Genomic DNA, 23,697 nt, shown 5'->3' with positions numbered 1-23,697 from the left:
TCTGCTAGTATACACAAAGTTACATAAAAAGGAAATAGAAACTTCGTGCTATGCACGACCAACATTCATCCCCTCCCTACCACCTGGGCTATGCCCTACACGTGCTTGAGGAATGGGACTTCTGTTGGAGTACTGTTAAACTTTATTCAAAACCCACACCAGGCTATTTCCACATAAACATCAAGTTTTTTATTTTATTTACGAAAAAATATTGACAACGATAATGATAACCATTATCATTTATTAAGAAGCCAACAATTGATGAATCAACCAAACGCTCAGTAACATTGTTACCCCTCTTTTTCATATAGAAAAACACTGTACATTCCCCCTGTTTGTACAGTGTTTTTCTTTTTTGCGTTTATTCAAATAAATTGAGTTGCTCCGGTTTTGGTTCGCCGTATGTAATATGCATCATCTCCATGAGTTGTTTTGCATTATCAGCAGCATCCCCGCCTGAATTATTATTAAATAGTACATATATGTTTTTTGTCTTTTTCTGCAATGTATGTAATCGCTCTGTCCATTCTTCTAGCTCTTGTTTATTATAACGATATAAGCAGCGAACTGCTCGCCAATTTTCTCCTTTATCAAGCCATCCATGAATATTACGACCATGAAAGCGTATCAGTGCCATTTCAGGATGAGTTGCTTCTAATACAAGTGGAACAGAACCAATGCCAGCTTGTGGTTCATCACAGATCGTATGAATCCATTCTTCCTGTTCTAAAAATTGCAACGTTTTATCATGCATACTAGGATGAAACCACGTTTGATTTCGGAACTCTATGGCACACGGTAAGCCTTCCATCTTTTCTTTTGTATAACGAAGTAAATCTACATTTTTCTTCTGACAATCAAACCAAGGTGGATATTGGAATAATACCGCCTTTAATTTATGCGCTTCTTGAAGCGGAATAATCGATTGTTTAAATATTTCAAACATCTCATCAATATTTGAAAATGGAATCTCTCCTTGCATATGTCCCGTCATCCCTTGATACGCTTTAACAACAAACGAAAAATTTTTTGGCGTTTCCCCCGCCCATTTCATATAATTTCGAACCGGTTGCATAGCATAAAATGAACTATCTACTTCAACAATAGGGAAATACTCACTATATGTTCGCAATTTATTTCTATTTTCATAGGAATCTGCATATAAAGAATCATGATCTCCCCATCCTGTTAATCCAATAGAAATCACCTTTCCCCCTCCTTATCCCATTTCTATAAATCTGTACACACCTAATTAACAAAGTTTCAATCTTCTTCAAGAGCATCTTTATAAAATATGATATACTAGATGGAAGAATTTTTAAATTGAGGAGTTATTTATTTATGATTCAAGAGGATACTACTTTATCTCATGAAAAGCAAATAAAAGAATTAGAAAGAAAAGTACAGTTTTATGAGCAGTTGGTGAATCAACTACCACATCATTTTACATATAAAAACTCACAACTAGGTTTACAGTTACATAAAAAAGGGACTTCTCATTCCATCAATCGCATACCAAAGCAAGAGAGAGAATCAAACCTTGTACTAACTTGCGATTCCTTATTTCTATTTGAGCAACTTGAAAAGCACTTTGTTCATATTTTTGATGCATTTTCGCATCATGTCACCTTTATTGACAATAAAGGCATCATTACATTATGTAATCAATCTGCAGTAGATGATTTGGGAATATCACGGAGCGATATCATCGGCAAACCGATTCAACAGTTATTAAACCTACCTGAAGAAAAAATTAAGGCATTAGAAACATTAAGAAGCGGAAAAGAAATTTATAACGAAGAAGTGTTAGATACAAATTATGGAATTTCTAATAACCGAATTATTCGTGACTATAATGGAGAGATCTTCCGTGTGATTAGTGTCTTTCATTATTTAAATACCGAACGTGATGCCGAAAAACTTGCATTAGCGGGTCGAATTGCAGCTGGAATTGCACATGAAGTTCGTAATCCACTTACAACAGTACGCGGTTATTTACAATTTTTACAAGAAAGTGTTTCACCTTCTAATAAAGAGCTTTTTCAAAATTTACTCATTCCTGAATTAGATCGTGCCAATAGTATCATTACGAAATTTTTATCTATTTCAAAAGCACACGAATTTAAAAGAGAACCATTTCCCATCAATACTTTTTTACGTGAATATATCCAACAGCTACTAGCTAGTGAAGTATTTTTGCATAACATTTCTATTGAATATAATTTATCCTCCGATTTAGAAGACATATTAGTGAATATTGATCGACATGAGCTCGTTCAAGTTTTCCTAAACTTATTTCAAAATGCTGTGGATGCAAAAAGCGATAAACCTTTGTCCATTCAAATCACTAGTCATCGTTTGGATAATTTTGCTCGCATTACTTTCCAAGACAATGGAACTGGTATTCCTCCAGCGATTCAAGACTATATATTTGATCCATTCTTCTCTACAAAAGATGCAGGAACTGGACTCGGATTATCAGTAACAAGAAAAATCATTCAAAATCACAATGGAACTTTAAAAGTTTCTAGTAATGAAAACGGAACAACATTTATCATCTCAATTCCATTAGCACAAAAAGGGGCTGGCTTATAGCATCTCCCTAAAAATAATCAGTGGGGATGAAGCCCCACTGATATAATCAAATAAATATATTCAAAATATGCGATTTGTAAACTTTCAGCACACGTCATTAGCTCTCCGCCAATCCATTCCCCTAATCAATATGTATTATCTATTCCTCTTTCATGAGAAATGCCACAAAGCTTAATTCGTTCGATGTCTATTCCTGTTTCTTTTTTCACTTTTCTAACTGCTGTCTCTTCCTCCATTCCAAATCTAACATACATACACAATAAGGAATAACTAGATGCTATTCATCTCATCTTAAATATTTGATTTCCTTCTTTACGTTTCTTTACTTCAAATTTACTCTAGCTTAACGCTTATTTTGTATGATAGATAAAGAAGACAATGATATGAAAGAAGGATGAAAATGAACGTCTTATTGTCAATACGCTTTTGGATTTCCCTTATGTCATGTATATTTTTATGCTCAGCATTCTTTTTAACTTTAGAATATACGGCTACATCAAAAGCAGCAGAAAACAGCAATATAGCTCCATATGAGCTACTATATGCAAAACAAAATACAGTCCCTCTATCCTCTTCCTCATCTAAAGAAAAAAAAGTTATCAAAGGAATGATTATTACAAAAGCTGCTTCCCATCATGACCTGAATCAGATTGCTAGAAAAATTAAAGAACAATATAAAAATCAGAAAATCGATGAAATTACATTATCCATTCACAATAAAAATATTGGAAAATACGAAGAAGACCTACCTTATGAGCCAATTAGCAAAGGAACAATTTCCATTATTTACACTTCACAATCCCATTCCAACGTAATCATTCGTCTCAATGAACAATAATACACCTGCTAAAAATTTTTTCCCTTCATAAAAAAAGAGACGAATATAATCATTCGCCTCTTTTTATTTTTACAAAAATGGAATCCACTCTTTTACTTTATCAATCCATTCTTTTTGTTGTTCTCTTCTCTGTTTTTCTTCTTCTTGACGCTTTTTCTCTTCTTCTTTTCTTCTCTTTTCTTCTTCAATTGTCTTTAATTGTTTCGAATAGTCAGCCTCTGATATAAGTGATAATTGAAATGCTTTTTGACTAGGGTTTTCATCAGCTTTTTTCATAATATCTCGAAACATTGTCGTTGTAATTTGACTACCACCTGGCACATAATGCTCACTGTCTGTTTTATCATATCCTATCCAAATAGCTCCCACTAAATCCGGTGTATAGCCAACAAACCAAGAATCTTTCGCTCCGCTGCTTGGACCATCCACAAGCTGAGTGGTTCCCGTTTTTCCAGCAGTATCAATATTTTTCACCTTTGCTTTTTCACCCGTTCCTTTTTCAACAACACCCTTTAATAAGTACGTCATTTTTTGAGCAACTTTCTCACTCGTTACACGGGTTTCTTTTTTATACCATTTCCCAACTGTTTCTCCCTCAGCATTCTGTATTTCCCGGATTGCATGCCCTTCAACTTGTACACCATCGTTAGCAAAAGTAGCATAAGCTTGAGCCATTACAAACGGAGAAGTTCCAGTATGCATTCCCCCTAAAGCAATAGGAAGAGTACGGTCTTCTGCTTGTAGTGGGATACCAAAACGCTCTAATGACTTCAAACCTTTTTCCAATCCAATTTGTTCTAACAACCAAACAGCTGGTACATTATAGGACTTAGCAATCGCTTCATACATTGTAACATCACCATGAAAAGCATGATCACTATTTTGGGGCGCATAATCTTTTATATTAAGCGGCTCATCTTTTAAAACATCATACACTTCATATCCTTGTTCTAGTGCTGGTACATATACGGCAAAAGGTTTTAGGGTTGAACCAGGTTGCCTTTTTAATTGCGTTGCACGGTTAAATTGCAAAAATTGATACGTCCCCCTCCCGCCGACTAGTGCGGGTACACCACCAGTTTTCGGGTCCATCAAAACAACGCCCGTTTGCATAAGCTGATCAGCGTTACTCCCTTGGAAATAATTATCATTATTCACAACATCTTCTACTGCTTGTTGTTTTTTCGGATCAAGTTCTGTATAAATACGATATCCACCAGCTAAAATTTCATTTTGCGTCAATTCATATTTCTCCATTGCCTCACGTACAATATAATCCACATACTGCGAATATTTTCCTTTATACTTATCATCAACACCTCGTCGTAATGCAAGGCCTGTCTCTTGCTCTTTCTTGTATTGATTTTCTGTAATATACCCTTGCTCTTTCATTAGTGCTAAAACAACATTCCGTCTTTCAATTGACTTATTAAAATTTTTATATGGTGAATAGGTTGATGGTGCCTTAATTAATCCTGCTATTGTCGCAGCTTCTGCTATTGTTAAATCTTTTACTTCTTTATCGAAATATGATTTCGCTGCTTTTTTTATCCCCCAAGCTCCTTCACCAAAATAAATTTGATTCATATACATTTCAATAATTTCATCTTTTGTATACGTACGCTCTATCTTCTTCGTCAAAAAATACTCTTTAAACTTACGTGAAAATGTACGTTCTTGTGTTAAAAATACATTTTTCGCAAGCTGTTGTGTAATTGTACTGCCACCAGCAACTACTTCTCCCGCCGTAATATTTTTTAATAGGGCACTCATAATCCCACTATAGTCAATACCATGATGGCTAAAAAACTCTTTGTCCTCTACTGCTACAACCGCTTGAATCATAATATCGGGAATATCTTTTCTTTTAATACCTTCCGCCTTGGAAGAAGATAGCTTTGCTGCCACTTCTTTATTTGTATCATAAATAAGTGTTGGCTGCGGAACAGCCTGTTTTAATGCAGATATGTCTTGAATGGAGATCATTATATTTACCGCAATAAATAGGGTAACGAAAAAACCGCCAAAAATTAATAATATATTGCGCAATTTCTTCCTCTTGTTGAACCACTCAAGCATTTTCTTGAAATGAGTGTTGTTCAATTTCATTTATTCACTTCCTTCATTTATTTACACTTTCATCAGGAAAAGGAAGAAACTCCCTCCTTTTGAATTTATTATAATAACGTAATAGTTCTTCAAGTGTAAAGTATTTCTTTCTCATTCATACTTTTTGCAAGAAAAGGACATTCTACAAGTAAGATATTCATTAGTCGTTATTAATATTATTAATGCATCAATATGTATTATGTTAAGTTTTTGTAAACTTTTCGATAAAATGTTTTAAAAACCGACAGTTTTTTGTTAGAATTGACTAGCCAATATATTTTACATATATTACTTTTCGTGGGGGTAACAATAATGGTATTTAAATCTAAAAAAGATAAATTTTCTGAAATGTTAATGAATGTTTCTGAAAATTTAAAAGAAGGCGCGCAATTTTTCGTGGAGTATAAAATTAAAAATGCTAGCGATTTAAAAGAATTTTCTATGCGCATGAAAGAATATGAGTCAAAAGGTGATTCATTTATTCATGAAATCATTATGGAGCTAAACAAAGCGTTTATTACTCCTATTGAACGTGAAGACATCCTGCAACTTGCAATGAGCATGGATGATGTACTAGACGGATTAGACCACAGTGCAGGTTTATTCGAAATGTATTCTATTACAGAGGCAGATGAATACATGATTAAATTTGTGGAGGCAATTAATCAATGTGCGATTGAAATTGCAAATTCCGTTGAACTTATGTCGAATAAGAAATTAGTGGACATTCGCACAAATGCAATTAAAATTAAGGATTACGAATCACAGTGTGATGATATTCGTCGTCACGCCATTAAACATTTATTCTCTCGTGAAAAAGATCCGATCAAGATCATTCAATTCAAAGAGATTTATGAAGAGCTAGAAGAAGTTGCTGATAGCTGTCAAAGCGTTGCAAACGTATTAGAAACAATTATTATGAAGAACGCGTAAGGAGTTTGATCATGGATACAGTCTTGATTTTAACTGTTTTAATAGTCATTTGTGCTTTAGCTTTCGACTTTATTAATGGATTCCATGACACAGCGAACGCCATTGCGACAGCTGTTTCTACCAAAGCTTTGAAGCCACGACAAGCCATTATCATGGCAGCTATTATGAACTTTTTAGGTGCAATGACATTTACAGGTGTAGCAAAAACAATTACAAAAGACATTGTTGATCCTTTTGCTTTAGAACATGGATCATATGTTATTTTAGCCGCTCTGCTTGCTGCAATTGTTTGGAACTTAATTACTTGGTACTATGGAATCCCAAGTAGTTCTTCGCATGCAATTATTGGTGCAATCGCAGGTGCTGCAATTGCTGCTGCTGGTCTAAGTGCAATTAATTTCAAAGGATTTATTAAAATTATTGAAGCTTTAATTATTTCACCAATCGTTGCATTTGTTATTGGTTTTATCGTGTATAGTATTTTTAAAGTTGTCTTTAAAAACTTTAATTTAACGAAAACGAATCAAAACTTCCGTTTATTCCAAGTGTTTACCGCAGCACTACAAGCTTATACACATGGTACAAACGATGCTCAAAAAGCAATGGGTATTATTACAATGGCATTAATGACAAATGGCCTTCATAATTCTGGAGATATTCCTTTATGGGTTCAATTCTCATGTGCTCTTGCAATGGGTCTTGGTACTTCTGTCGGTGGATGGAAAATTATTAAAACTGTTGGGGGACAAATTATGAAAATTCGTCCTGTAAACGGTGTAGCTGCTGATTTATCATCATCTCTTGTCATTTTCGGAGCAACATTTATTCATTTACCAGTTAGTACAACGCACGTTATCTCTTCTTCTATTTTAGGGGTAGGTGCTTCACATCGTGTAAAAGGTGTAAAATGGGGAACTGCAAAGCGCATGTTAATTACCTGGGTGATTACACTTCCAATTTCAGCTTCATTAGCTGCTCTATTCTATTATCTATTACATTTAATTTTCTAATCAAAAGTCGTCTTCCTTATTTTTCTAGGAAGACGACTTTTTTGTGAACAATCTTATTTCTTTTCAAAAAGTGTGTATAATGAATGTTGGATTAGTTATACAGAGGAGTTGGCAATTTTGGAATATATCATGTTACTTTTCATTGGATTAATCGCAGGAACAGTCGGAAGCCTAGTAGGACTTGGCGGAGGAATTATCATCGTCCCTTTACTAATTGGACTGCATAGTTTATCACCACAACTCGCAGTTGGAACATCAATTGTGACCGTAGTTTTCACTGGTCTCTCCTCTACTCTTACTTATATGAAACATAAGCGAGTAGATTATAAAAGTGGACTTATTTTATTTATAGGGAGCGGTCCTGGAGGGATTATTGGATCGTGGGCAAACAAATTTTTGAATCAGGATTCTTTCTCTTTATATTTTGGAATTTTCCTTATTTTTGTATCTATCCTTCTCTTGTTACGTGATAAATTGAAACCTCTTTCCCTCTCAAATGCAACTGTTATTAAACGATCTTTCACGGATTCTGAAGGTAAAACCGTTTATTATCAATTCCCACCGTTTCTTTCGATTATTATCGCATTTGTAGTTGGTTTCATATCTGGATTATTTGGAATTGGTGGCGGTGTATTGCTCGTTCCAGCAATGATGCTTCTTTTTGCATTCCCTGCACAAATTGCTGTTGCAACTTCAATGTTTATTGTCTTTTTATCAGCAATTGTAAGTTCTTTGACTCATATTTCTCTTGGCAATGTAAGCTGGATTTATGCATTGATTCTTATTCCAGGCGCTTGGATTGGCGGAAAAATCGGAGCTTACATTAATACAAAATTAAGCGGTAATGCGATTATCAATTTATTGCGTATCACATTAATTATTCTTGGAACCAAACTGATTATCAGTTCTTTCCTCTAACGCGTTCTTTTTAGAATGCGTTTTTTCATACGCAGGAATACAAAAACATCCCTAAAATAAAACATAATACTGTACACACACACAACAACATCAAATTTGAAACATGTAATTTGTCCATGGTGATCACACTCCTATAGCTGGGCTGTTACCCCTATGATAGCGAAAAAAAAGACACTTTGCCTTTACAATATGCTAACAATGCAAAATCAATTATTACAAACTTTATCTATTTATTACATAAATTCGTATAATCAATCGATTCAACAAAAAAAAGATGTCATATTGACATCTTTTAGTGAAGGAGTGACCACCCCATAAAATCTTCATGGACTTGACGTGCTCGTTTATCATTTCTATCATACAATTCAGCGTAGCTATCCGTTTCTTCGTCATAAGCCATTGTATAAATAACTTGACCATCTATTTCAACTGATAGAACGACTCCACCTTTCATCTCTTCCACATGTATGACAGCATTAGCTGGAATTTTCATATCAGTCATTTTCGCATCTAACAATATACTAAACCCCCTACAGCGTATTCATTGCTAGTACTATTACACACTAAATAGTATACTACTGTAATAGCATACGTTTCGTCAATAAAATTGCTGTTTATAACAATATAAATACAAATTGAAAAACTGACATAAAACCTTTCTTTGTAAGTGAGAGAGATCATCCGACTATGCATAGAAGCAATCAGCCCCTCTTCTTGCCCCATACCAAGTGAAAGCAAAGAGAAAAACGAGTGCAGTCACATTTTGTTCTTCATAGCAACGATTTATATATTGGAAAATCAAAATGGATATATACATCACCTTTTGTATTTAAATTTATATGTATATCACTTACAATAAACTAATAGAACTAAATAATGGGGTGCTAACATTGATTCTACATAAAGGGGATATACTATTTCGTCAAGGTGAAGAAGGACCTTTATATTTTATTAAAACTGGTCTATTAAAGGTCGTTCGGTTACAAGAAGACGGAACGCCATTTTTATTTAATATTATCGTTCCTGGTGAGACAATTCCTCACCATTCTTTAATTTCACCGAAAGAATATCATGGTACAGCCATCGCTTTAATTAAGACAGAGGTCCAGCCCATTGTATGTAATACATGGTACGAAAAACTACAGGAGAATCCAGAATTATATGCTGACATCGCCATGCAACTACAAACGAAATTGCGAATGATGCAGCAACGAATCGATCAATTAACAACTGTTTCTCCAAAAGAACGTCTCCACCGTCTACAAGAGTGGTTCGCACTTTATTTGGGAGAAATCCCTATTTATGAAATATTAACACAAACAGAAATTGGACAACTTATCGGCGTACGCCGTGAAACAGTAAATCGCTTGTTACGAGAACAAACAAAAAACGAGGTAAACTAACACCTCGTTTTTTTGTTTGCCTTATGATAAGCTTGCTGCCGGTCCGAAAAATTCATAATGAATGTGTTCAGGTGAAACTCCCCATTCTACTAAAGCCGCATTAATATGCTTCATAAATGGTACCGGGCCACAGAAGTAAAATTCTGCTTCAGACGTAGGAATGATAGATTGCAGCCAATCTAAATCAATGAAACCTTCTTTATCAAAGTTTTTCATTTGTAGGTCTTGTTCTGTTGGCGAAGAGTAACAAGTGTATGCTTCTACTTGTTCATAGTCGCTCGCTACTTGCTGTACATACTCTTTCATCGCATGCACATTGCTATTTAATGCTGCGTGAATAAAGTATACCTTACGATTTGAAGTTTGCTCAATTAATGTATTTAACATACTCATCATCGGCGTAATACCAACACCGCCACTGATTAACACAACCGGTAAGTTTGAATCCATATTTAATACGAAATCTCCTGCTGGTGCACTTAATGGAAGAATATCTCCTTCTTGGATGTGATCATGTAAATAATTAGATATCTTTCCATCCGGTGTCTCTGTAGCTGTTTCTCGTTTTACACTAATACGATAATAGTCTTTGCCAGAAGCATCTGATAAGCTGTATTGACGATTATGTGTATATGTTTCACCCTCTATATTTAATTGGATCGTTACATATTGACCAGGTAAGAATGAAGATAGCTTCCCTCCATCTTCTGGTTTTAAATAAAATGATGTGATTACGTCGCTCTCTTTCTCTTTTTTTACAACGATAAAGTTACGGAAATCTTTCCATCCACCTTCTTTTTCCGCTGCCTCTTCATACATTCCTGCTTCGACACTAATAAATGCATCAGCAATTACACCATACGCTTCTCCCCAAGCATCTAACACTTCTTGTGGTGCTTCTGCAACCTCTTTAATTGCTTGTAGTAAACATTTCCCTACAATTGGATAGTGTTCAGCTTTAATTCCTAAACTTCTATGTTTATGAGCAATTTGTTTTACAACAGGAATAATAACTTCTAAATTATCAATATACGTTGCTGCTGCATACACTGCGCTTGCTAAAGCCTGTTGCTGTCTTCCTTTTTTCTGATTTGTATGGTTGAAAATATTTAATAATTCTGGATGTTCCGAGAACATAATTTGATAAAAGCGTGTCGTAATTTCAACACCTTTTTCTTGTAATAATGGTACTGTTGATTTTACAATTTCCATTGTTTTTTCACTTAACATTGTATCCCACTCCTCTATTTCCTTGTCTATTGTTATTGTAAACGAAGCCAAAATGGAAGGTTGTGATTTTAATCACTATAAACATGGTGTTTTTGTGAAAAATATATGAACGATTTAGATTTATCCCGCTATTTGTTACTAAACTAACGAATTAAATATACACCTTTATATTTTTCCAAAAAAGAAATAAGCTAACCAAAATTTTGGATAGCTTATTTCTTTTTTTGTAGAGCGTGTTCAATTATTAAAAATGACGTTTATTTCATCCAATTTTAGCCAAAACTAATAACGAAAGGAGGTAGACAAAAATGAGATTACAATCTTTCATGATTAGTGCCCTTTCTTTTTTAGCTTCGGCATTAATCTTTTATACAGTTGGCTATGTCTTACTATTAGATTTGTTACCAAAGCATCTCTTTATTATTCTTATTATTCTTTCTGCTCTTATGATTTCCTATCTTATTACACGAAAATCGTTAAATGAGCCGTCTACCAAAACAAAATAATAGAGTGAACCTTTTAGGTTCACTCTATTATCATTTCCTAGGAAAGTTTTTGACTATCTTTGCAAATTCATTTTTTCACCATACTCTTTTACAATTTGAATAATATTTTGAAACGTACCTACTTTTTCTTTTTTATGATTCAATACTTGTAAATCATAATGATCATAATAAGTTTCTAATGCTTTTAACTGGGAAGTTGATGCCCCCTCTATAGGTACAGTAAGATTCACTTCATATTGTTTATATCCTTCTCTAACTTTTTCTCCTGCAATAGTTTCACTCATTTTCTTTCCGACTACCTGTTGCATTTTTTCAGGAAAGATCAATTGAAAATAATACTCCCCTTCTTTTTCTAAAGTTTTATATAAAGAATCCGAGATTGTATAAAATACTGTGTATTTTATTTTTTTCTCATCTGTTTTAATATGAAAAGCAGTAATTTGCATGTCCTTTTTTGTCACTTCTATTAAAGCGTTCACTTTTGTATCATCATTTTGTTGCTCAGTAGCACCTGGAAGTATAGATAAAAGTTGCTCTGTATCAGATTTTGTAAGCATATACGTCTCTTTTTCATCCTGCAGCCACCCTTGGCGAGATTCCCCTCTTAGCCATGCACGATATATTTTCTTCTTTCCGTTTTTCTCAATTTGGATTTCGTACTCTGGTTCTCCAAAACCCCCTGTTATTTGTTGTTTCTCAGCTTTATTAATAATATCTACCACTTTCTTTGCTTCCTCTTGCTTTAAAACCTTTTCAAGATTTCCTTTTTGTATAATTGTTACTTGTATACTTTCCTGCATAGGATTCACCGTCTCTTCTACTTGTTTTTTCTCCTTTTTTTGTTCAACTTGACTACACGATGCTAATAAAAAAAATAGTAAGAAAAACATCCATTTTCTTTTCAACTTTTTCCCTCCTATCTAGAACAATAAGAAAAGCTTATTGTTCTTGAAAATGAAACAAAAACGTTATGTATGATGAAATAAGATATACTAAATACGAAGGGAGGTTTTCACATGTCCATTAATTTTCATGATGCTCATAATAAGTACACCTACGCCACGCGAAAAGCAGATTCCTCTTGGTGTGAAATGATTCAAAATATAATTGATGTAAGTGGTAAAAACATAATTGATATCGGCTGCGGTGGTGGTATTTATACGAAAGAACTGGCTCTTATGAGAGCTAGCAAAGTCATCGGCTTCGATTTCTCAAAAAAAATGTTGCAAGCGGCAACAGAAAATTGCGCTTCCGTCCCAAACATCTCATTTATTCATGGTGATGCCCACCATATGCCATTTGCTAATGAAACTTTTGATATTGTGGTTTCTCGTGCTGTTATCCATCATTTACAAGACATCCCGAAATTTTTACAAGAGGCCTCACGTATCTTAAAGAAAAATGGAATGCTCATTCTTCAAGATCGTACCATTGAAGATTGTACAATTCCTGGAAGCCCAAAACATATTCGTGGGTATTTCTTCTCCATCTATCCTAAACTCATTCAAATAGAGGAAAAGCGAAGACCAAAAGCAACGCACATACAACAACTAATCGCACAAAACGGCATGTATCCACTTCCCCTTCAAACAATGTGGGAAGTGCGAAAAATCCATGATTCTATTGAAACATTATTACAAGATTTATCACCACGCACAGGCCGATCCATTTTATACGAATTAACAGACAATGAACTTTCTCAATTACTCCATCACATTCACTCTAAACTAAACAATATAGCTCCGATTATTGAACAAGATCGTTGGACTATTTGGAGTGCCACAAAATTTTAAGAAAGCCTCACATAATTTTGTGAGGCTTTCTCCTTTCATAACCTAATTTTGCAACATTCTTGATACCCTCCACTTCTGGCCTGTGCACTTCCACACTTTGGACATACTAAGTATCTGGATTGACTTGTCAACAAACTTCCTTTTTGAAAAAGTAACACTTCTGCTTGTTTAAATGACCGCGAATAATATAACCATATGAAACCACAAATTACTATAATTCCGAACAATACACCCATCGCAAGCATTTCCGTCACCTCTTTTTGGTTTGTTCTTTCCAGCAAGTGGATTGTAGTATTATTCTCTATTAATAAAAAAGATTCCTGCCTTCCTGTTCTAATTGTCATATTTCTCAAAAAATTTTCACATAACCTCTATACTTTTACGTACTTTTTACAAAAGATTCCCTTCCACTTCTCATACAATAAAGTGAAACGTCCATCAGTAAGGCTTTTCTTCATCCCTCACTGATTATCAACTCTCACCAATCGGGTCTTTACGGGCAGTAAGTAAAAATCCACACCCTAAAATAATTTTAATTGAGGAGTGTCAATATGAACTATTTCTTATTACTCCCTTTTCTTATCAAACTAATTTTTTCTTTTCTATCCCCTTCTTCTCCACCTACCGACGTATCCGTGCAAATTCTCGGCCTCAATGATTTCCACGGCCAATTAAATACGACTTCAGCGTTGCACGATAAAGCTGTAGGGCGTGCTGATTACATATCTGCTTACATTCAATCCTACCGCGATAAAAACCCTAACACCTTACTTGTTCATACAGGAGATATGATTGGTGGGAGTCCTCCGATTTCAGCACTTTTTCATGATGAACCAACGATGGAGTTTTTAAATAATCTTCAATTTGATGTTGGTACAATAGGAAACCATGAGTTCGATAGGGGTCCCATTGCTCTGCAACAACTAATTAATGGCGAATCCGTTACACAAACAAGTTCATTTTCAGGTAGCTCCTTTCCTTATATATCCGCAAATATTGTATACAGTGAAACGAATCAACCACTCTTCCCCCCCTATATAATTAAATGGATTGATGGGATTCCAATCGCCTTCATCGGCGTTTCTACAAACGATACTCCTTTTTTAACAATGTACAACGATATGTCTTCTATTCGTTTTTTAGATGAAGCTTCTTCGATTAATCTTTATGTGTATCAACTACAAAAGAAAGGCATTCATGCATTTGTTATTCTTGCCCACCTAGGTGGTAATACGACAGAAAGTAATACAAATGGACCTTTAGCTGATTTAGCTAATCAAATAGATCCTGATGTTGATATCATTTTTGGTGGCCATACCCACTCCTATATAAATGGAAATGTGAACGGCAAATTGCTTGTTCAAGCCTACTCATACGGAAAAGCATTTTCAAACGTCACCTTTACATTAAATCGTAAAACGAAAGATATTACGAAAAAAGCGGCAACAATTGTCCCTGTCTATCAAAATGCAATTTCTCCTGATTTACACACAAGAAACTGGATAGATTCTTACGCCTCAAAAATCCAATCTAAAGTAGAGGAACAACTCGGAATAACGGACCATGAGTTAACTCGTAATCAAAATGAACACGGCCAATCAAATTTAGGAACAGTTCTCGCAATAGCCCAGCGCCAAACTATGCAGGCGGATATTGCTTTTGTAAATCCTGGGAGCATCCGGCATAATTTAAAAAAAGGAACAATTACATGGGAAGATACCTTCCTCATACAACCATTCGGCAACAAATTAATTAAAATGTATTTGTCTGGAAAAGAAATTCGAAACGTCTTGCAAGAGCAATGGAAAGAAGAAACTCGCATGCTACAAATTTCAGGGATTCGTTATAGTTGGAAAAATAACATCGTCCAAACAATTTCATTAGATGACGGAACACCATTACGCGATGATCAAATATACTCTGTAGTAGTCAATTCTTTCTTAGCAAATGGAGGAGATAAATTTTTGACATTTAAAGAGGGAAGAAATCGCTCCGAAGGCCCGACAGATCAGGAAGCTTTTGCAAATTTTATTCGTTCTATTTCTCATATAGATACACTCCCTCAAAATTTTTTACAGAAAATCTATTGACTTTATGAAAAAAACATGTAAAAATACTGTCAGAATACTTGAACAAAATTCATTGACGAGAACGAGTACGTTATATAAAGCTGTTCCCCAGAGAGTTGGCATCTTGCTGAAAGCCAACGTTCAGCTCGTAACCGAAAATCATCTCCGAGAAGTAGAACCGAAGGATGTAGTAAGTTCTTACCGGTCGTCCCCCGTTACAAGGAACACGTATCATGTTGTACGTTGCAAAGCCGCATACATATAGATGTATTTCTACGTGTATGAACTAGGGTGGTATCGCGGGTAAATATAACTCGTCCCTTTTTAAGGGGCGAGTTTTTTGTGTTCTTACGAATGAATTTTTATAAAAGGAGGAAACACAATGAACACTGTATCAAAAAAACATGTTTTTTTCACAGGTCTTATGCTATTTTCTTTATTTTTTGGAGCAGGTAATTTAATTTTCCCTCCAATGCTTGGACAAAACGCTGGTGAAAACTTCTGGCCAGCAATGCTCGGGTTTTTACTAACAGGAGTTGGCTTACCGTTATTAACTGTTATTGCAATCTCTCTTTCAGGAAATGGAATGCAACAACTTGCAAGTCATGTTCACCCTTTATTTGGAATTTTATTTACAGTAGTTGTATATATTGCAATTGGCCCTTCCATGGGAATTCCACGTGTCGCTAACGTCGCTTACGAAATGGGTGTTAGTTCTTTCTTACCAGAAACAATTCGTACTAGTAGCTTATCCTTATTTATATATACGGTCATTTTTTTCACTATCGTATTTTGGCTTAGCTTAAATCCTTCTAAACTCGTTGATCGTATCGGAAATGTGCTAACACCTATTTTACTATTCTCTATTTTCTTATTGTTTGCAAAAAGTGTTTTCACACCACTTGGAAATTCAGGTCCAGCGATGCAAGAGTATCAAACTTCTCCTATTTTCAAAGGATTTATGGAAGGATATTTAACAATGGATACGATCTCGGCACTTGCATTTGGGATTATCGTCGTGAATGCAATTCGCTCAAAAGGTGTAGAAGATCGTAAAGCTGTTGCAATTGCAACGACAAAAGCAGGACTTATTGCAGCTACAGGGCTCGTACTCGTATATGGAGCACTTGGCTGGCTAGGTGTAACTAGTGTTTCACTTGGATATGCAAAAAATGGCGGTCAATTACTTACTGTTATTGTACAACAGTTATTCGGCCCATATGGCCTTGCCTTATTAGCGGTTATCGTTACACTGGCTTGTTTAACAACATGCGTTGGACTTGTATCAGCATGTAGCCAATATTTCTCAACATTATTTACAAAATTTTCTTACAAAGGGATAGCAGGTATCATTTGTGTATTAGGACTTCTAGTAGCAAACCTAGGCTTAACAAAAATCATTGCAATCTCTGTTCCAATTTTACTAGTTGTATATCCAATTGCTATCGTACTCGTACTATTATCATTACTCCATAAGTACTTTGGTGGTTACCGTTCTGTTTATGTTGGTGCTTTAATCGGGGCTGCAGTAATAAGTATGTTTGATGGGCTAAAGCAAGGAAATGTATCTGTTACATTCATTACCTCTTACTTTGAATTCATTCCATTTTATAATGAAGGAATTGGTTGGTTATTACCAGCGATTGCTGGAGCAACAATCGGGCTTGTAGTCGCAAAATTAAAGAGCACAAAACCAATACCACTAACTGAAACTCCTTCTGAACCTAAAGTGTCTTAGTGAAAAACTCCCGATTAAGGGAGTTTTTCACACTTGGTAGGAAGTATGATTGAAACTACTTATTTTATACGCTTTCGTATAATACTCAAGGTTTGTATCAACTGTTTCTACTTTCACAACATCATAGCAATCTGTTTGTTTTACTAGAAATAAATAATATTCTTCTGTCGCTTCAATTATCGCAATACAACCTGTTTCAATATCGTATTGCACCTTAAGTGCTTGCAATGCATTCACGTAGTTTCCTAACTTTTTATTTTTACCCATTTCAAATACTGTTTGAACTAACATACACAATCTCCCCCTTTATATGTACTATTTCTAATCTAATGATAACGCTTACAAATGAATGCATCAATAACGTAAAACTTTAATCAGTGGGGTTTTCTTCATCCCCCACTGATTATTAACCCTCACCAATCGGGCTTTTACGGGCAGTTGCTCCACCCCTAGCCTCTTTGCTTTCACTGAATTTTGAGGTGGAGATCTTACTGCCCATAAATAGCGGAATAAAGGAAACTTCCACCAATGAAACAAGTCATATACAGTGGAAGCCACATTTTATTTCGTTAATTGATGTCGAAATGCATAAATAACAGCCTGTGTACGATCGCTTACATTCAACTTGTTTAATATATTACTTACATGTGTCTTTACGGTTTTTAATGCAATAAATAACTCATCCGCAATTTCTTGATTACTCTTTCCCTCTGCAATTAATAATAAGATTTCAAACTCTCGTTCTGTTAAATCTTCATGAAGTGGCTGTTCTTTCTTTTGACGCATACGGGACATCATTTTCCCAGTAACTTTCGGCTCAAGTACTGTTTCCCCATCATAAGTCGCTCGTACTGCATCTGCGATATCGCTCGCTCTTGATGTTTTTAATAAATAGCTCGTTGCACCTGCTTCAATAACAGGATATAGTTTTTCATCGTCTAAAAAACTTGTCACGACAACTATTTTTGCTTCCGGCCATTCTTGAATAATGGCACGCGTTGCCTCAACACCATCCATTTCATCCATAACAAGATCCATTAAAATAATATCTGGCTTTAATGCTAATGCTAATTCTGAACCTTTTCTCCCATTTTCAGCTTCGCCAACCACTTCGATATCCGGCTGAGTTGATAAATACGCTGATACACCCATCCGCACCATTTCATGATCATCTACAAGCAGTACTTTAATCATGCTACTCCCCCTCTCTCTCTATTATAATTGGTACTTTCACTTCAATTTGTGTACCTTTATTCGGAAAACTTAGTACCTTTAGTGTTCCACCAATTTCATGAACACGCTCTTGAATAGACCTCAGACCATATGATCCAGCTTTATTGACACCTACTTCAAACCCAACACCATCATCAATGATTTTTAAAATTGCATATTGATCGATTTGACGAAGACGAACTTCTGTTTTCTTTGCCTTCGCATGCCGTAACGTATTGGATAAAGCTTCTTGCACAATACGGAATAAATGATCTTCCACACCTTTTTTCAATTGAATTGGCTCAATCAACCATTCAATTTTCATATGCTGTTTTCTTGAAAGCTCTGTTAGTAACTCTTCTATACCTTCTGTTAATTTTTTACCTTCAAGTTGTACAGGACGTAAATGAAGCAGCAATGCTCTCATTTCTGATTGTGCATTTACGACCATATTTTCCACAAGCTGCAATTGCTTTTTTGTTGTTTCTGGAATTTGAGCTACCTGTTCATTAATAGCTGACATCATCATAGACATTGCAAAAAGCTGCTGACTCACTGAATCATGCAGTTCTCTAGCTAATCGATGCCTTTCTTGAGAAATAGCTTCTTGTCTCATCTCTTCATTCCAATGAGCTCGTTCATTCGTTACTTTTTGAAATAATCCGGCTTGTTCCTCTAATCGCTTAGCAAGCGCAATTACCTTTCTCTCTACTTCATGAAATTCATCCTCTGCAGTAAACGAAACGTCTTTTGGAAAATTACCTCGCTCTACTTCAAATAAAAAAGTATTTAAACCTTGAATACGCTGCTGCATATAGTAACCAATTGCATATCCAACAATTCCCCCAATAAGAAGACTTGTGCTCATAATGAACAAGCTAATTGGAACAGAAGCAATGGATTCTTTCCACAATAAATCGTATACGTCTTCTCTACTTTTCCATACATATACAATCGTACAAATAATTGCAATACTAACAGAAGATAACATAGAGTAACGAATATACATCCATGAAATATTCTTTTGCTTTTTCATTATACTTTCCTCACTTCCGTATCGCCTACGACAAGCGAAGAAATTATTTTAATACGCCGAGGAGCTTCCCTATACTGTTCTGTTTTGAATGTAACATTTCGATTAAATCCTGTCTCTTCATGTCCTGGAAGTAATACTCTACCAACAATAACAGAATGATTTAAAGATAATTCAATATCGTACGGAACATACAAACGAATGTTACCAATAACGCCACGAATAACGATAACCGTTTCTCCTTCAGGAATCATTGCCGTCGTCAAGTCAATTTCAACATCACCGACTCCGTACTGGACATTAATATCCTCTAATTCATAAATATGATCCATCATTCTTACGTTACCTACCATCATATTTTTAAGATATGGTTCTGTACGATAGATTTGTTTTTCTTCATCTATATATCCTTTTTCCTTAATTTCTACCTGTACAGTTTTTGGCTTCTGCTGTCCTTGTATAAGCTGATAACCGATGAAAGCTAAGCAAGTAACTACAACAAGCACGAAGGCTGCTGATGAAAACAGGAAGAATAAAAAAATAAGTCCTCCGACAAATAAAAACACATTACCTCTCACATAGCGATTTTTTTTCCGATAATGTCTTCCGAACATAATCATAATAAATGCAAAAATAAGAGCACCCGGTTCAAAATGTCCGAGAATCATATCAAGAAAAAGACCAAATCCAAATATGATGAGGAGCATCCCCACTAGTTGTGATTTTGAAAATTGTTTCTTCATTTCAGCTCCCCTCCTTCTTGTCACATATAAATAGAAGAAAAAGGTATTGCTTTCCAACACCTTTTCTTCTATCACTATATCATAAGCTCGTTTTATAATGTACTACAATTATTTTGTTACTTCTTTTGTTAAGGATACTTCATCCTTTTCTTTCATTTCACGCTCAAGCTTTGCAATTTTCATATCAAATGTATCACGCTCATGATCTTCATTCATGCGAAGTTCTAAATCACGAATGTGATCTTCAATTTCTTCAAATCGTAAGAATGGGTTGTTCTCATCCATTTTATGAAGAGCTGTATTCATGCGACGGTTCGCATGAGCCATGTTTTCACGTGCCATTAATTCCATACGCTTTGCATTCATTTCTTTTAGTTTATTTTTCATTTCAGAAAGACGTCGTTCTAACTCATCAATTTGCTCCACTACACCTGCATACATTTCTTCTAGTCGAGCTACTTGCCCTTCATAATATGCTACTTCTTCTAATGCACGTTCATGCAATTGCATTTCCCCTGCTTCTTGTGCAATTATCGCCTGTTTTGATCGCTTATTTACGAAATAACGAGCCTGCTCAAGTTCACGAGCAAAATTAGATTTTAGTGTTTTATGACGCTGAATTAACTTTTCAATTTTTGTTACTTCACGCTCGCTATCGCGTAAATATTGATTTAACATAGCGATTGGATTTTTTCTTTCTTTCTCATCTAAAACATTATGAAAATCTGCTAAAATTGCATCGCGTACACGTCCGAATAAAGATTGTTTCATTATAATCTTCCTCTCTTCTACTTTATGATTTAAATTGTTTTATATTAGTTTTTCATTAACTTGTTCCACTCATCTTCAAAGTTGCTATATCGTTTAGAGCCTTCTGAAGCAGAATCAACTACTACATCTTTTTCTTTTTTCCACTCACGGTATCCATAGTATAGAACTACTAATGCTACGATACCGATTAATGCTGGGGAATGGGAAAGGGCAATTGACAAGCCGATTAAACCGACAATACCCCAAGCTAACTTTCCAAAAAATGATTGTGCTCGCACAAATGATTTATAGCTCCAGTACACAATCCCTGCTCCAATTGCGAATCCTACAATACCAGCAAGACTACCAAGAGCAATCAAAGCCAAAATACCGGCCGCGATAAACGCTAAAAATTGTTTCATCTTGTGCTTGCCTCCCTTCGATTTGATACTCTTATCTTAACTATTTTTTTGACTTTCCATAACGAGCTTAAGAACCGTTTTCGAATCAGACTTAAGACCTATCCCGGGTCAGCCCTACATTAAGATGCATATAAAGTTAAACAAAGCGTATATACGCTTCATAAAGAAAAGAGGATGCCTTATATAAGACATCCTCTTCTTTACGCTGTTTTATGATATTCTTTTTTTTCCGCTACCTTCGAAAACCGCGGAAAACCAATTAAAATGGAGACTATACCACATACTCCAACTAAAATTGGATAAAACGCATATGGTAACAGTTCAATTGGAGATAATGCGGCAAATCCTGCTGCTGTTAACATTTGTGCACCGTACGGAATTAATCCTTGTATGCAGCAAGAGAAAAGATCTAACACACTCGCTGATTTTCGTGGATCAATTTCATATTGATCGGCAATATTTTTTGCAAGCGGTCCTGTGAAAATAATAGAAATTGTGTTATTCGCTGTACACATATTCGTCATACTCACTAAACCGGCGATTCCAAACTCCGCGCCTTTTTTCGAACGAATATTACGTGTTAATATATCCATTAAATATTGAATACCACCATTATATTGAATGAGTTCAACCATTCCACCGATTAAAATTGCTAGTAATACTAACTCCATCATACCGCCAATGCCAGTCGTTACACTTTTAAAGAAACTCGCTAATGTATAACTTCCATCTATTAGGCCGATAATGCCAGATAATACAGTTCCACCTGTTAATACGATGAGCACATTCCATCCAAGCAACGCTGTAACAAGTACACCTGCGTATGGTAAAATTTTCACCCAATCAAACATATGAGCTTTAATTTCTGTATGATTCCCTAATGTAATAACTACTAATAGTACAATCGTTATAATTGCAGCTGGCAGTACAATTAAAAAGTTCGTTTTAAACTTATCTTTCATTTCTGTTCCTTGCGAACGAACAGCTGCAATTGTCGTGTCAGAAATAAATGATAGATTGTCACCAAACATTGCCCCACCGACAACTGTTGCCATCGTTAACGCAATAGAAATATCTGTTTGCTGGCTAATCCCTACAGCAATTGGTGCTAACGCTGCAATAGTCCCCATCGAAGTTCCCATCGCTAGTGAAATAAAGGCCCCTATAACAAAAATCCCAGCAACGATAAACCCTTGCGGTAAAATAGATAGTGCTAAATTAACTGTAGAGTCAACTCCACCCATTCCTTTTGCTGTTTCAGAAAACGCACCAGCAAGTACAAAAATCAACACCATAATCATAATATCCGGATTACCAGCCCCTTTGGCAAACCGTTCAACTTTCACTGTAAAGCTTTCCTTACGATTCATCACTAACGCTGTTCCTACAGCTATTAAAATCGCAACAAGTATCGGCAATTCATAGAAATCACCTGTAATAATGCCAGAACCAATAAATAGCCCCAAAAATATTCCAAGCGGTAATAACGCCAAACCATTCCCTCTCGTTTGTTTCAAAATAACATCTCTCCCTATTTCTAAACCTTTTCTATTCAATAACAAAAGACCTCTTCCGAAAAGAAGAGGTCTTATAATTCTATAAGAAACACTCTCCTCATCTTTCAAGCACATGCTTGCTGGATTTGGCACAGCACTCCATCGTGAGTCCGCTGCCGAGGCATCGTAGGGCCAGTCCCTCCGCCTCTCTTTATAAGAAGGTTTCATATTTTATTTTTAATAATAATTTCTTTCCTAACTTTACTCGCTTACAAATCAAAAGTCAATTATTATTTGTATAAAAACAGTTGGTATTTTTTTGATATTTATACAAAAACACGAATAAATCAGCATAAAGAAAGGAAAATAGTCATTTTAATTTTTGAATTTCTTTTTCTAAAATTGCAATCCAAGGAAGCTTTTCTTTTTCAATTTCCTCCATAAGCCATTTGGCCGTATCCCACGCTACATTATGTTCTTCTTCAGAAATATCTCCAGCTATATACGCTTCTTCTAATTCATCTTCATCCAGTAAATATACCTCACCATTAGGTAATAACACTACATCCAAATATAAATCGTCGAAATAGGGCATACCTCGCCCATCTATTCTAAATTTTTTTGCCACATCAATATAATACTGCACTAAGTTCTTCTTTTCATCGAGCATAGCTGTAATCGCGAAGTTCTTATCATTTATAAAATACTGCACCCATGTGTATCCATCATTTACAATGCAAAGTTCTTGATTATTATATTGCTTGTAACTAGGCTCTGTCACTTTGGGCGTATGCAGTATCCCTAACATTCCTTGCTCTATGATCTTCACTTCATATGTTTTCTCTATTAGCCGTTCCCAGGACGATCCATCTCCGTATTTCCGTTTCATTATTCTCTCT

25 protein-coding genes, 1 riboswitch and 1 other annotated feature are annotated in these 23,697 nt (G+C 35.3%); of the genes, 10 read left to right on the top strand and 15 right to left on the bottom strand.

Features of this window, described 5'->3' with window-relative positions; genetic code table 11:
- Positions 1–361 precede the first annotated feature (361 nt).
- Entirely contained in the window at positions 362–1,207 is an 846-nt protein-coding gene (locus tag ORL93_RS11865; RefSeq protein ID WP_097794691.1) for a DUF72 domain-containing protein, read from the bottom strand.
- Positions 1,208–1,341: 134 nt separating this feature from the next.
- Between ORL93_RS11865 and ORL93_RS11860 the strand changes: the two genes are divergently transcribed.
- Positions 1,342–2,595, top strand: a complete 1,254-nt coding sequence (locus ORL93_RS11860) for an ATP-binding protein (protein WP_006094211.1) — start codon at positions 1,342–1,344, stop codon at positions 2,593–2,595.
- A gap of 125 nt (positions 2,596–2,720) precedes the next feature.
- Here ORL93_RS11860 and ORL93_RS11855 read toward each other — a convergent pair whose 3' ends face one another.
- On the bottom strand, positions 2,721–2,849 hold the full coding sequence (locus tag ORL93_RS11855) for a hypothetical protein (RefSeq protein ID WP_006094209.1): 129 nt from the start codon (positions 2,847–2,849) through the stop codon (positions 2,721–2,723).
- A 146-nt stretch (positions 2,850–2,995) separates the two neighbouring features.
- Between ORL93_RS11855 and ORL93_RS11850 the strand changes: the two genes are divergently transcribed.
- Positions 2,996–3,433, top strand: coding sequence for a hypothetical protein (locus ORL93_RS11850; protein WP_097794693.1), 438 nt, complete (start codon positions 2,996–2,998; stop codon positions 3,431–3,433).
- A 69-nt stretch (positions 3,434–3,502) separates the two neighbouring features.
- On the opposite strand, the gene ORL93_RS11845 is transcribed toward ORL93_RS11850, so the two are convergent.
- On the bottom strand, positions 3,503–5,542 hold the full coding sequence (locus ORL93_RS11845; protein WP_098160702.1) for a transglycosylase domain-containing protein: 2,040 nt from the start codon (positions 5,540–5,542) through the stop codon (positions 3,503–3,505).
- Between the two features lie 312 nt (positions 5,543–5,854).
- On the opposite strand from ORL93_RS11845, the gene ORL93_RS11840 reads away from it, so the two are divergent.
- The 3 genes from ORL93_RS11840 (at position 5,855) to ORL93_RS11830 (ending at position 8,403) form a co-directional block, all read left to right on the top strand.
- A complete protein-coding gene (locus ORL93_RS11840; protein WP_000231447.1) occupies positions 5,855–6,475 on the top strand; it encodes a DUF47 domain-containing protein in 621 nt (206 codons plus the stop codon).
- A gap of 11 nt (positions 6,476–6,486) precedes the next feature.
- Positions 6,487–7,485: an inorganic phosphate transporter gene (locus ORL93_RS11835; RefSeq protein ID WP_006094199.1), complete on the top strand. Its 999-nt coding sequence runs from the start codon at positions 6,487–6,489 to the stop codon at positions 7,483–7,485.
- Positions 7,486–7,602: 117 nt separating this feature from the next.
- The gene (locus tag ORL93_RS11830; protein ID WP_018764237.1) at positions 7,603–8,403 is read left to right on the top strand and encodes a sulfite exporter TauE/SafE family protein; all 801 of its coding nucleotides are present in this window, start codon (positions 7,603–7,605) and stop codon (positions 8,401–8,403) included.
- Positions 8,404–8,695: 292 nt separating this feature from the next.
- Here the strand turns inward: ORL93_RS11830 and ORL93_RS11825 are convergent, their stop codons facing one another.
- Complete coding sequence (locus tag ORL93_RS11825; protein WP_097794695.1) at positions 8,696–8,920, bottom strand: hypothetical protein; 225 nt, start codon at positions 8,918–8,920, stop codon at positions 8,696–8,698.
- A 373-nt stretch (positions 8,921–9,293) separates the two neighbouring features.
- Here ORL93_RS11825 and ORL93_RS11820 point away from each other — a divergent pair, with 373 nt between their 5' ends.
- Positions 9,294–9,806 carry a Crp/Fnr family transcriptional regulator gene (locus tag ORL93_RS11820; protein WP_033798759.1) on the top strand — a complete coding sequence of 171 codons (513 nt, stop codon included), beginning with the start codon at positions 9,294–9,296 and terminating at the stop codon, positions 9,804–9,806.
- A 21-nt stretch (positions 9,807–9,827) separates the two neighbouring features.
- Here the strand turns inward: ORL93_RS11820 and hmpA are convergent, their stop codons facing one another.
- Complete coding sequence (hmpA, locus tag ORL93_RS11815; protein ID WP_098160704.1) at positions 9,828–11,036, bottom strand: NO-inducible flavohemoprotein; 1,209 nt, start codon at positions 11,034–11,036, stop codon at positions 9,828–9,830.
- A gap of 308 nt (positions 11,037–11,344) precedes the next feature.
- Between hmpA and ORL93_RS11810 the strand changes: the two genes are divergently transcribed.
- Positions 11,345–11,542 (top strand): hypothetical protein, encoded by a 198-nt coding sequence (locus ORL93_RS11810; RefSeq protein ID WP_016131282.1) that lies wholly within the window; start codon positions 11,345–11,347, stop codon positions 11,540–11,542.
- A gap of 53 nt (positions 11,543–11,595) precedes the next feature.
- Here ORL93_RS11810 and ORL93_RS11805 read toward each other — a convergent pair whose 3' ends face one another.
- Positions 11,596–12,447, bottom strand: coding sequence for a YhfM domain-containing protein (locus ORL93_RS11805; RefSeq protein ID WP_018781006.1), 852 nt, complete (start codon positions 12,445–12,447; stop codon positions 11,596–11,598).
- 111 nt (positions 12,448–12,558) lie between these two features.
- Here ORL93_RS11805 and ORL93_RS11800 point away from each other — a divergent pair, with 111 nt between their 5' ends.
- Positions 12,559–13,335, top strand: coding sequence for a class I SAM-dependent methyltransferase (locus ORL93_RS11800; protein WP_098160705.1), 777 nt, complete (start codon positions 12,559–12,561; stop codon positions 13,333–13,335).
- 35 nt (positions 13,336–13,370) lie between these two features.
- On the opposite strand, the gene ORL93_RS11795 is transcribed toward ORL93_RS11800, so the two are convergent.
- The gene (locus ORL93_RS11795; protein ID WP_016114037.1) at positions 13,371–13,580 is read right to left on the bottom strand and encodes a hypothetical protein; all 210 of its coding nucleotides are present in this window, start codon (positions 13,578–13,580) and stop codon (positions 13,371–13,373) included.
- 306 nt (positions 13,581–13,886) lie between these two features.
- Between ORL93_RS11795 and ORL93_RS11790 the strand changes: the two genes are divergently transcribed.
- Complete coding sequence (locus ORL93_RS11790; RefSeq protein ID WP_018764232.1) at positions 13,887–15,425, top strand: bifunctional metallophosphatase/5'-nucleotidase; 1,539 nt, start codon at positions 13,887–13,889, stop codon at positions 15,423–15,425.
- 43 nt (positions 15,426–15,468) lie between these two features.
- Positions 15,469–15,729 (top strand) — a binding site (T-box leader).
- A 57-nt stretch (positions 15,730–15,786) separates the two neighbouring features.
- Entirely contained in the window at positions 15,787–17,142 is a 1,356-nt protein-coding gene (gene brnQ3, locus ORL93_RS11785) for a branched-chain amino acid transport system II carrier protein BrnQ3 (RefSeq protein WP_006094185.1), read from the top strand.
- 27 nt (positions 17,143–17,169) lie between these two features.
- Here the strand turns inward: brnQ3 and ORL93_RS11780 are convergent, their stop codons facing one another.
- The 8 genes from ORL93_RS11780 to ORL93_RS11745 all read right to left on the bottom strand — a co-directional run bounded on the left by ORL93_RS11780 (position 17,170) and on the right by ORL93_RS11745 (position 23,687).
- A complete protein-coding gene (locus ORL93_RS11780) occupies positions 17,170–17,433 on the bottom strand; it encodes a DUF3992 domain-containing protein (protein ID WP_003196240.1) in 264 nt (87 codons plus the stop codon).
- 270 nt (positions 17,434–17,703) lie between these two features.
- Entirely contained in the window at positions 17,704–18,336 is a 633-nt protein-coding gene (locus ORL93_RS11775) for a response regulator (protein ID WP_003196238.1), read from the bottom strand.
- 1 nt (position 18,337) lies between these two features.
- A complete protein-coding gene (locus tag ORL93_RS11770) occupies positions 18,338–19,390 on the bottom strand; it encodes a sensor histidine kinase (protein ID WP_003196236.1) in 1,053 nt (350 codons plus the stop codon).
- Positions 19,390–20,130, bottom strand: coding sequence for a cell wall-active antibiotics response protein LiaF (liaF, locus tag ORL93_RS11765; RefSeq protein ID WP_016114031.1), 741 nt, complete (start codon positions 20,128–20,130; stop codon positions 19,390–19,392). Before liaF ends, ORL93_RS11770 begins: the two co-directional genes overlap by 1 nt.
- 108 nt (positions 20,131–20,238) lie before the next feature.
- Entirely contained in the window at positions 20,239–20,901 is a 663-nt protein-coding gene (locus ORL93_RS11760; RefSeq protein ID WP_003196232.1) for a PspA/IM30 family protein, read from the bottom strand.
- A 44-nt stretch (positions 20,902–20,945) separates the two neighbouring features.
- Positions 20,946–21,302 carry a lmo0954 family membrane protein gene (locus ORL93_RS11755; RefSeq protein ID WP_003196230.1) on the bottom strand — a complete coding sequence of 119 codons (357 nt, stop codon included), beginning with the start codon at positions 21,300–21,302 and terminating at the stop codon, positions 20,946–20,948.
- A gap of 200 nt (positions 21,303–21,502) precedes the next feature.
- Positions 21,503–22,819 (bottom strand): Na+/H+ antiporter NhaC family protein, encoded by a 1,317-nt coding sequence (locus tag ORL93_RS11750; protein ID WP_265959078.1) that lies wholly within the window; start codon positions 22,817–22,819, stop codon positions 21,503–21,505.
- Between the two features lie 94 nt (positions 22,820–22,913).
- Positions 22,914–23,018, bottom strand: a riboswitch (SAM riboswitch).
- Between the two features lie 150 nt (positions 23,019–23,168).
- A complete protein-coding gene (locus tag ORL93_RS11745) occupies positions 23,169–23,687 on the bottom strand; it encodes a ribonuclease FAU-1 family protein (protein WP_018781009.1) in 519 nt (172 codons plus the stop codon).
- Positions 23,688–23,697 lie beyond the last annotated feature (10 nt).

This window comes from Bacillus sp. DHT2, from assembly GCF_026241455.1.
Taxonomy (GTDB): Bacteria; Bacillota; Bacilli; order Bacillales; family Bacillaceae_G; genus Bacillus_A; species Bacillus_A pseudomycoides.
This window is presented reverse-complemented; position numbering and strand designations above follow the sequence as displayed.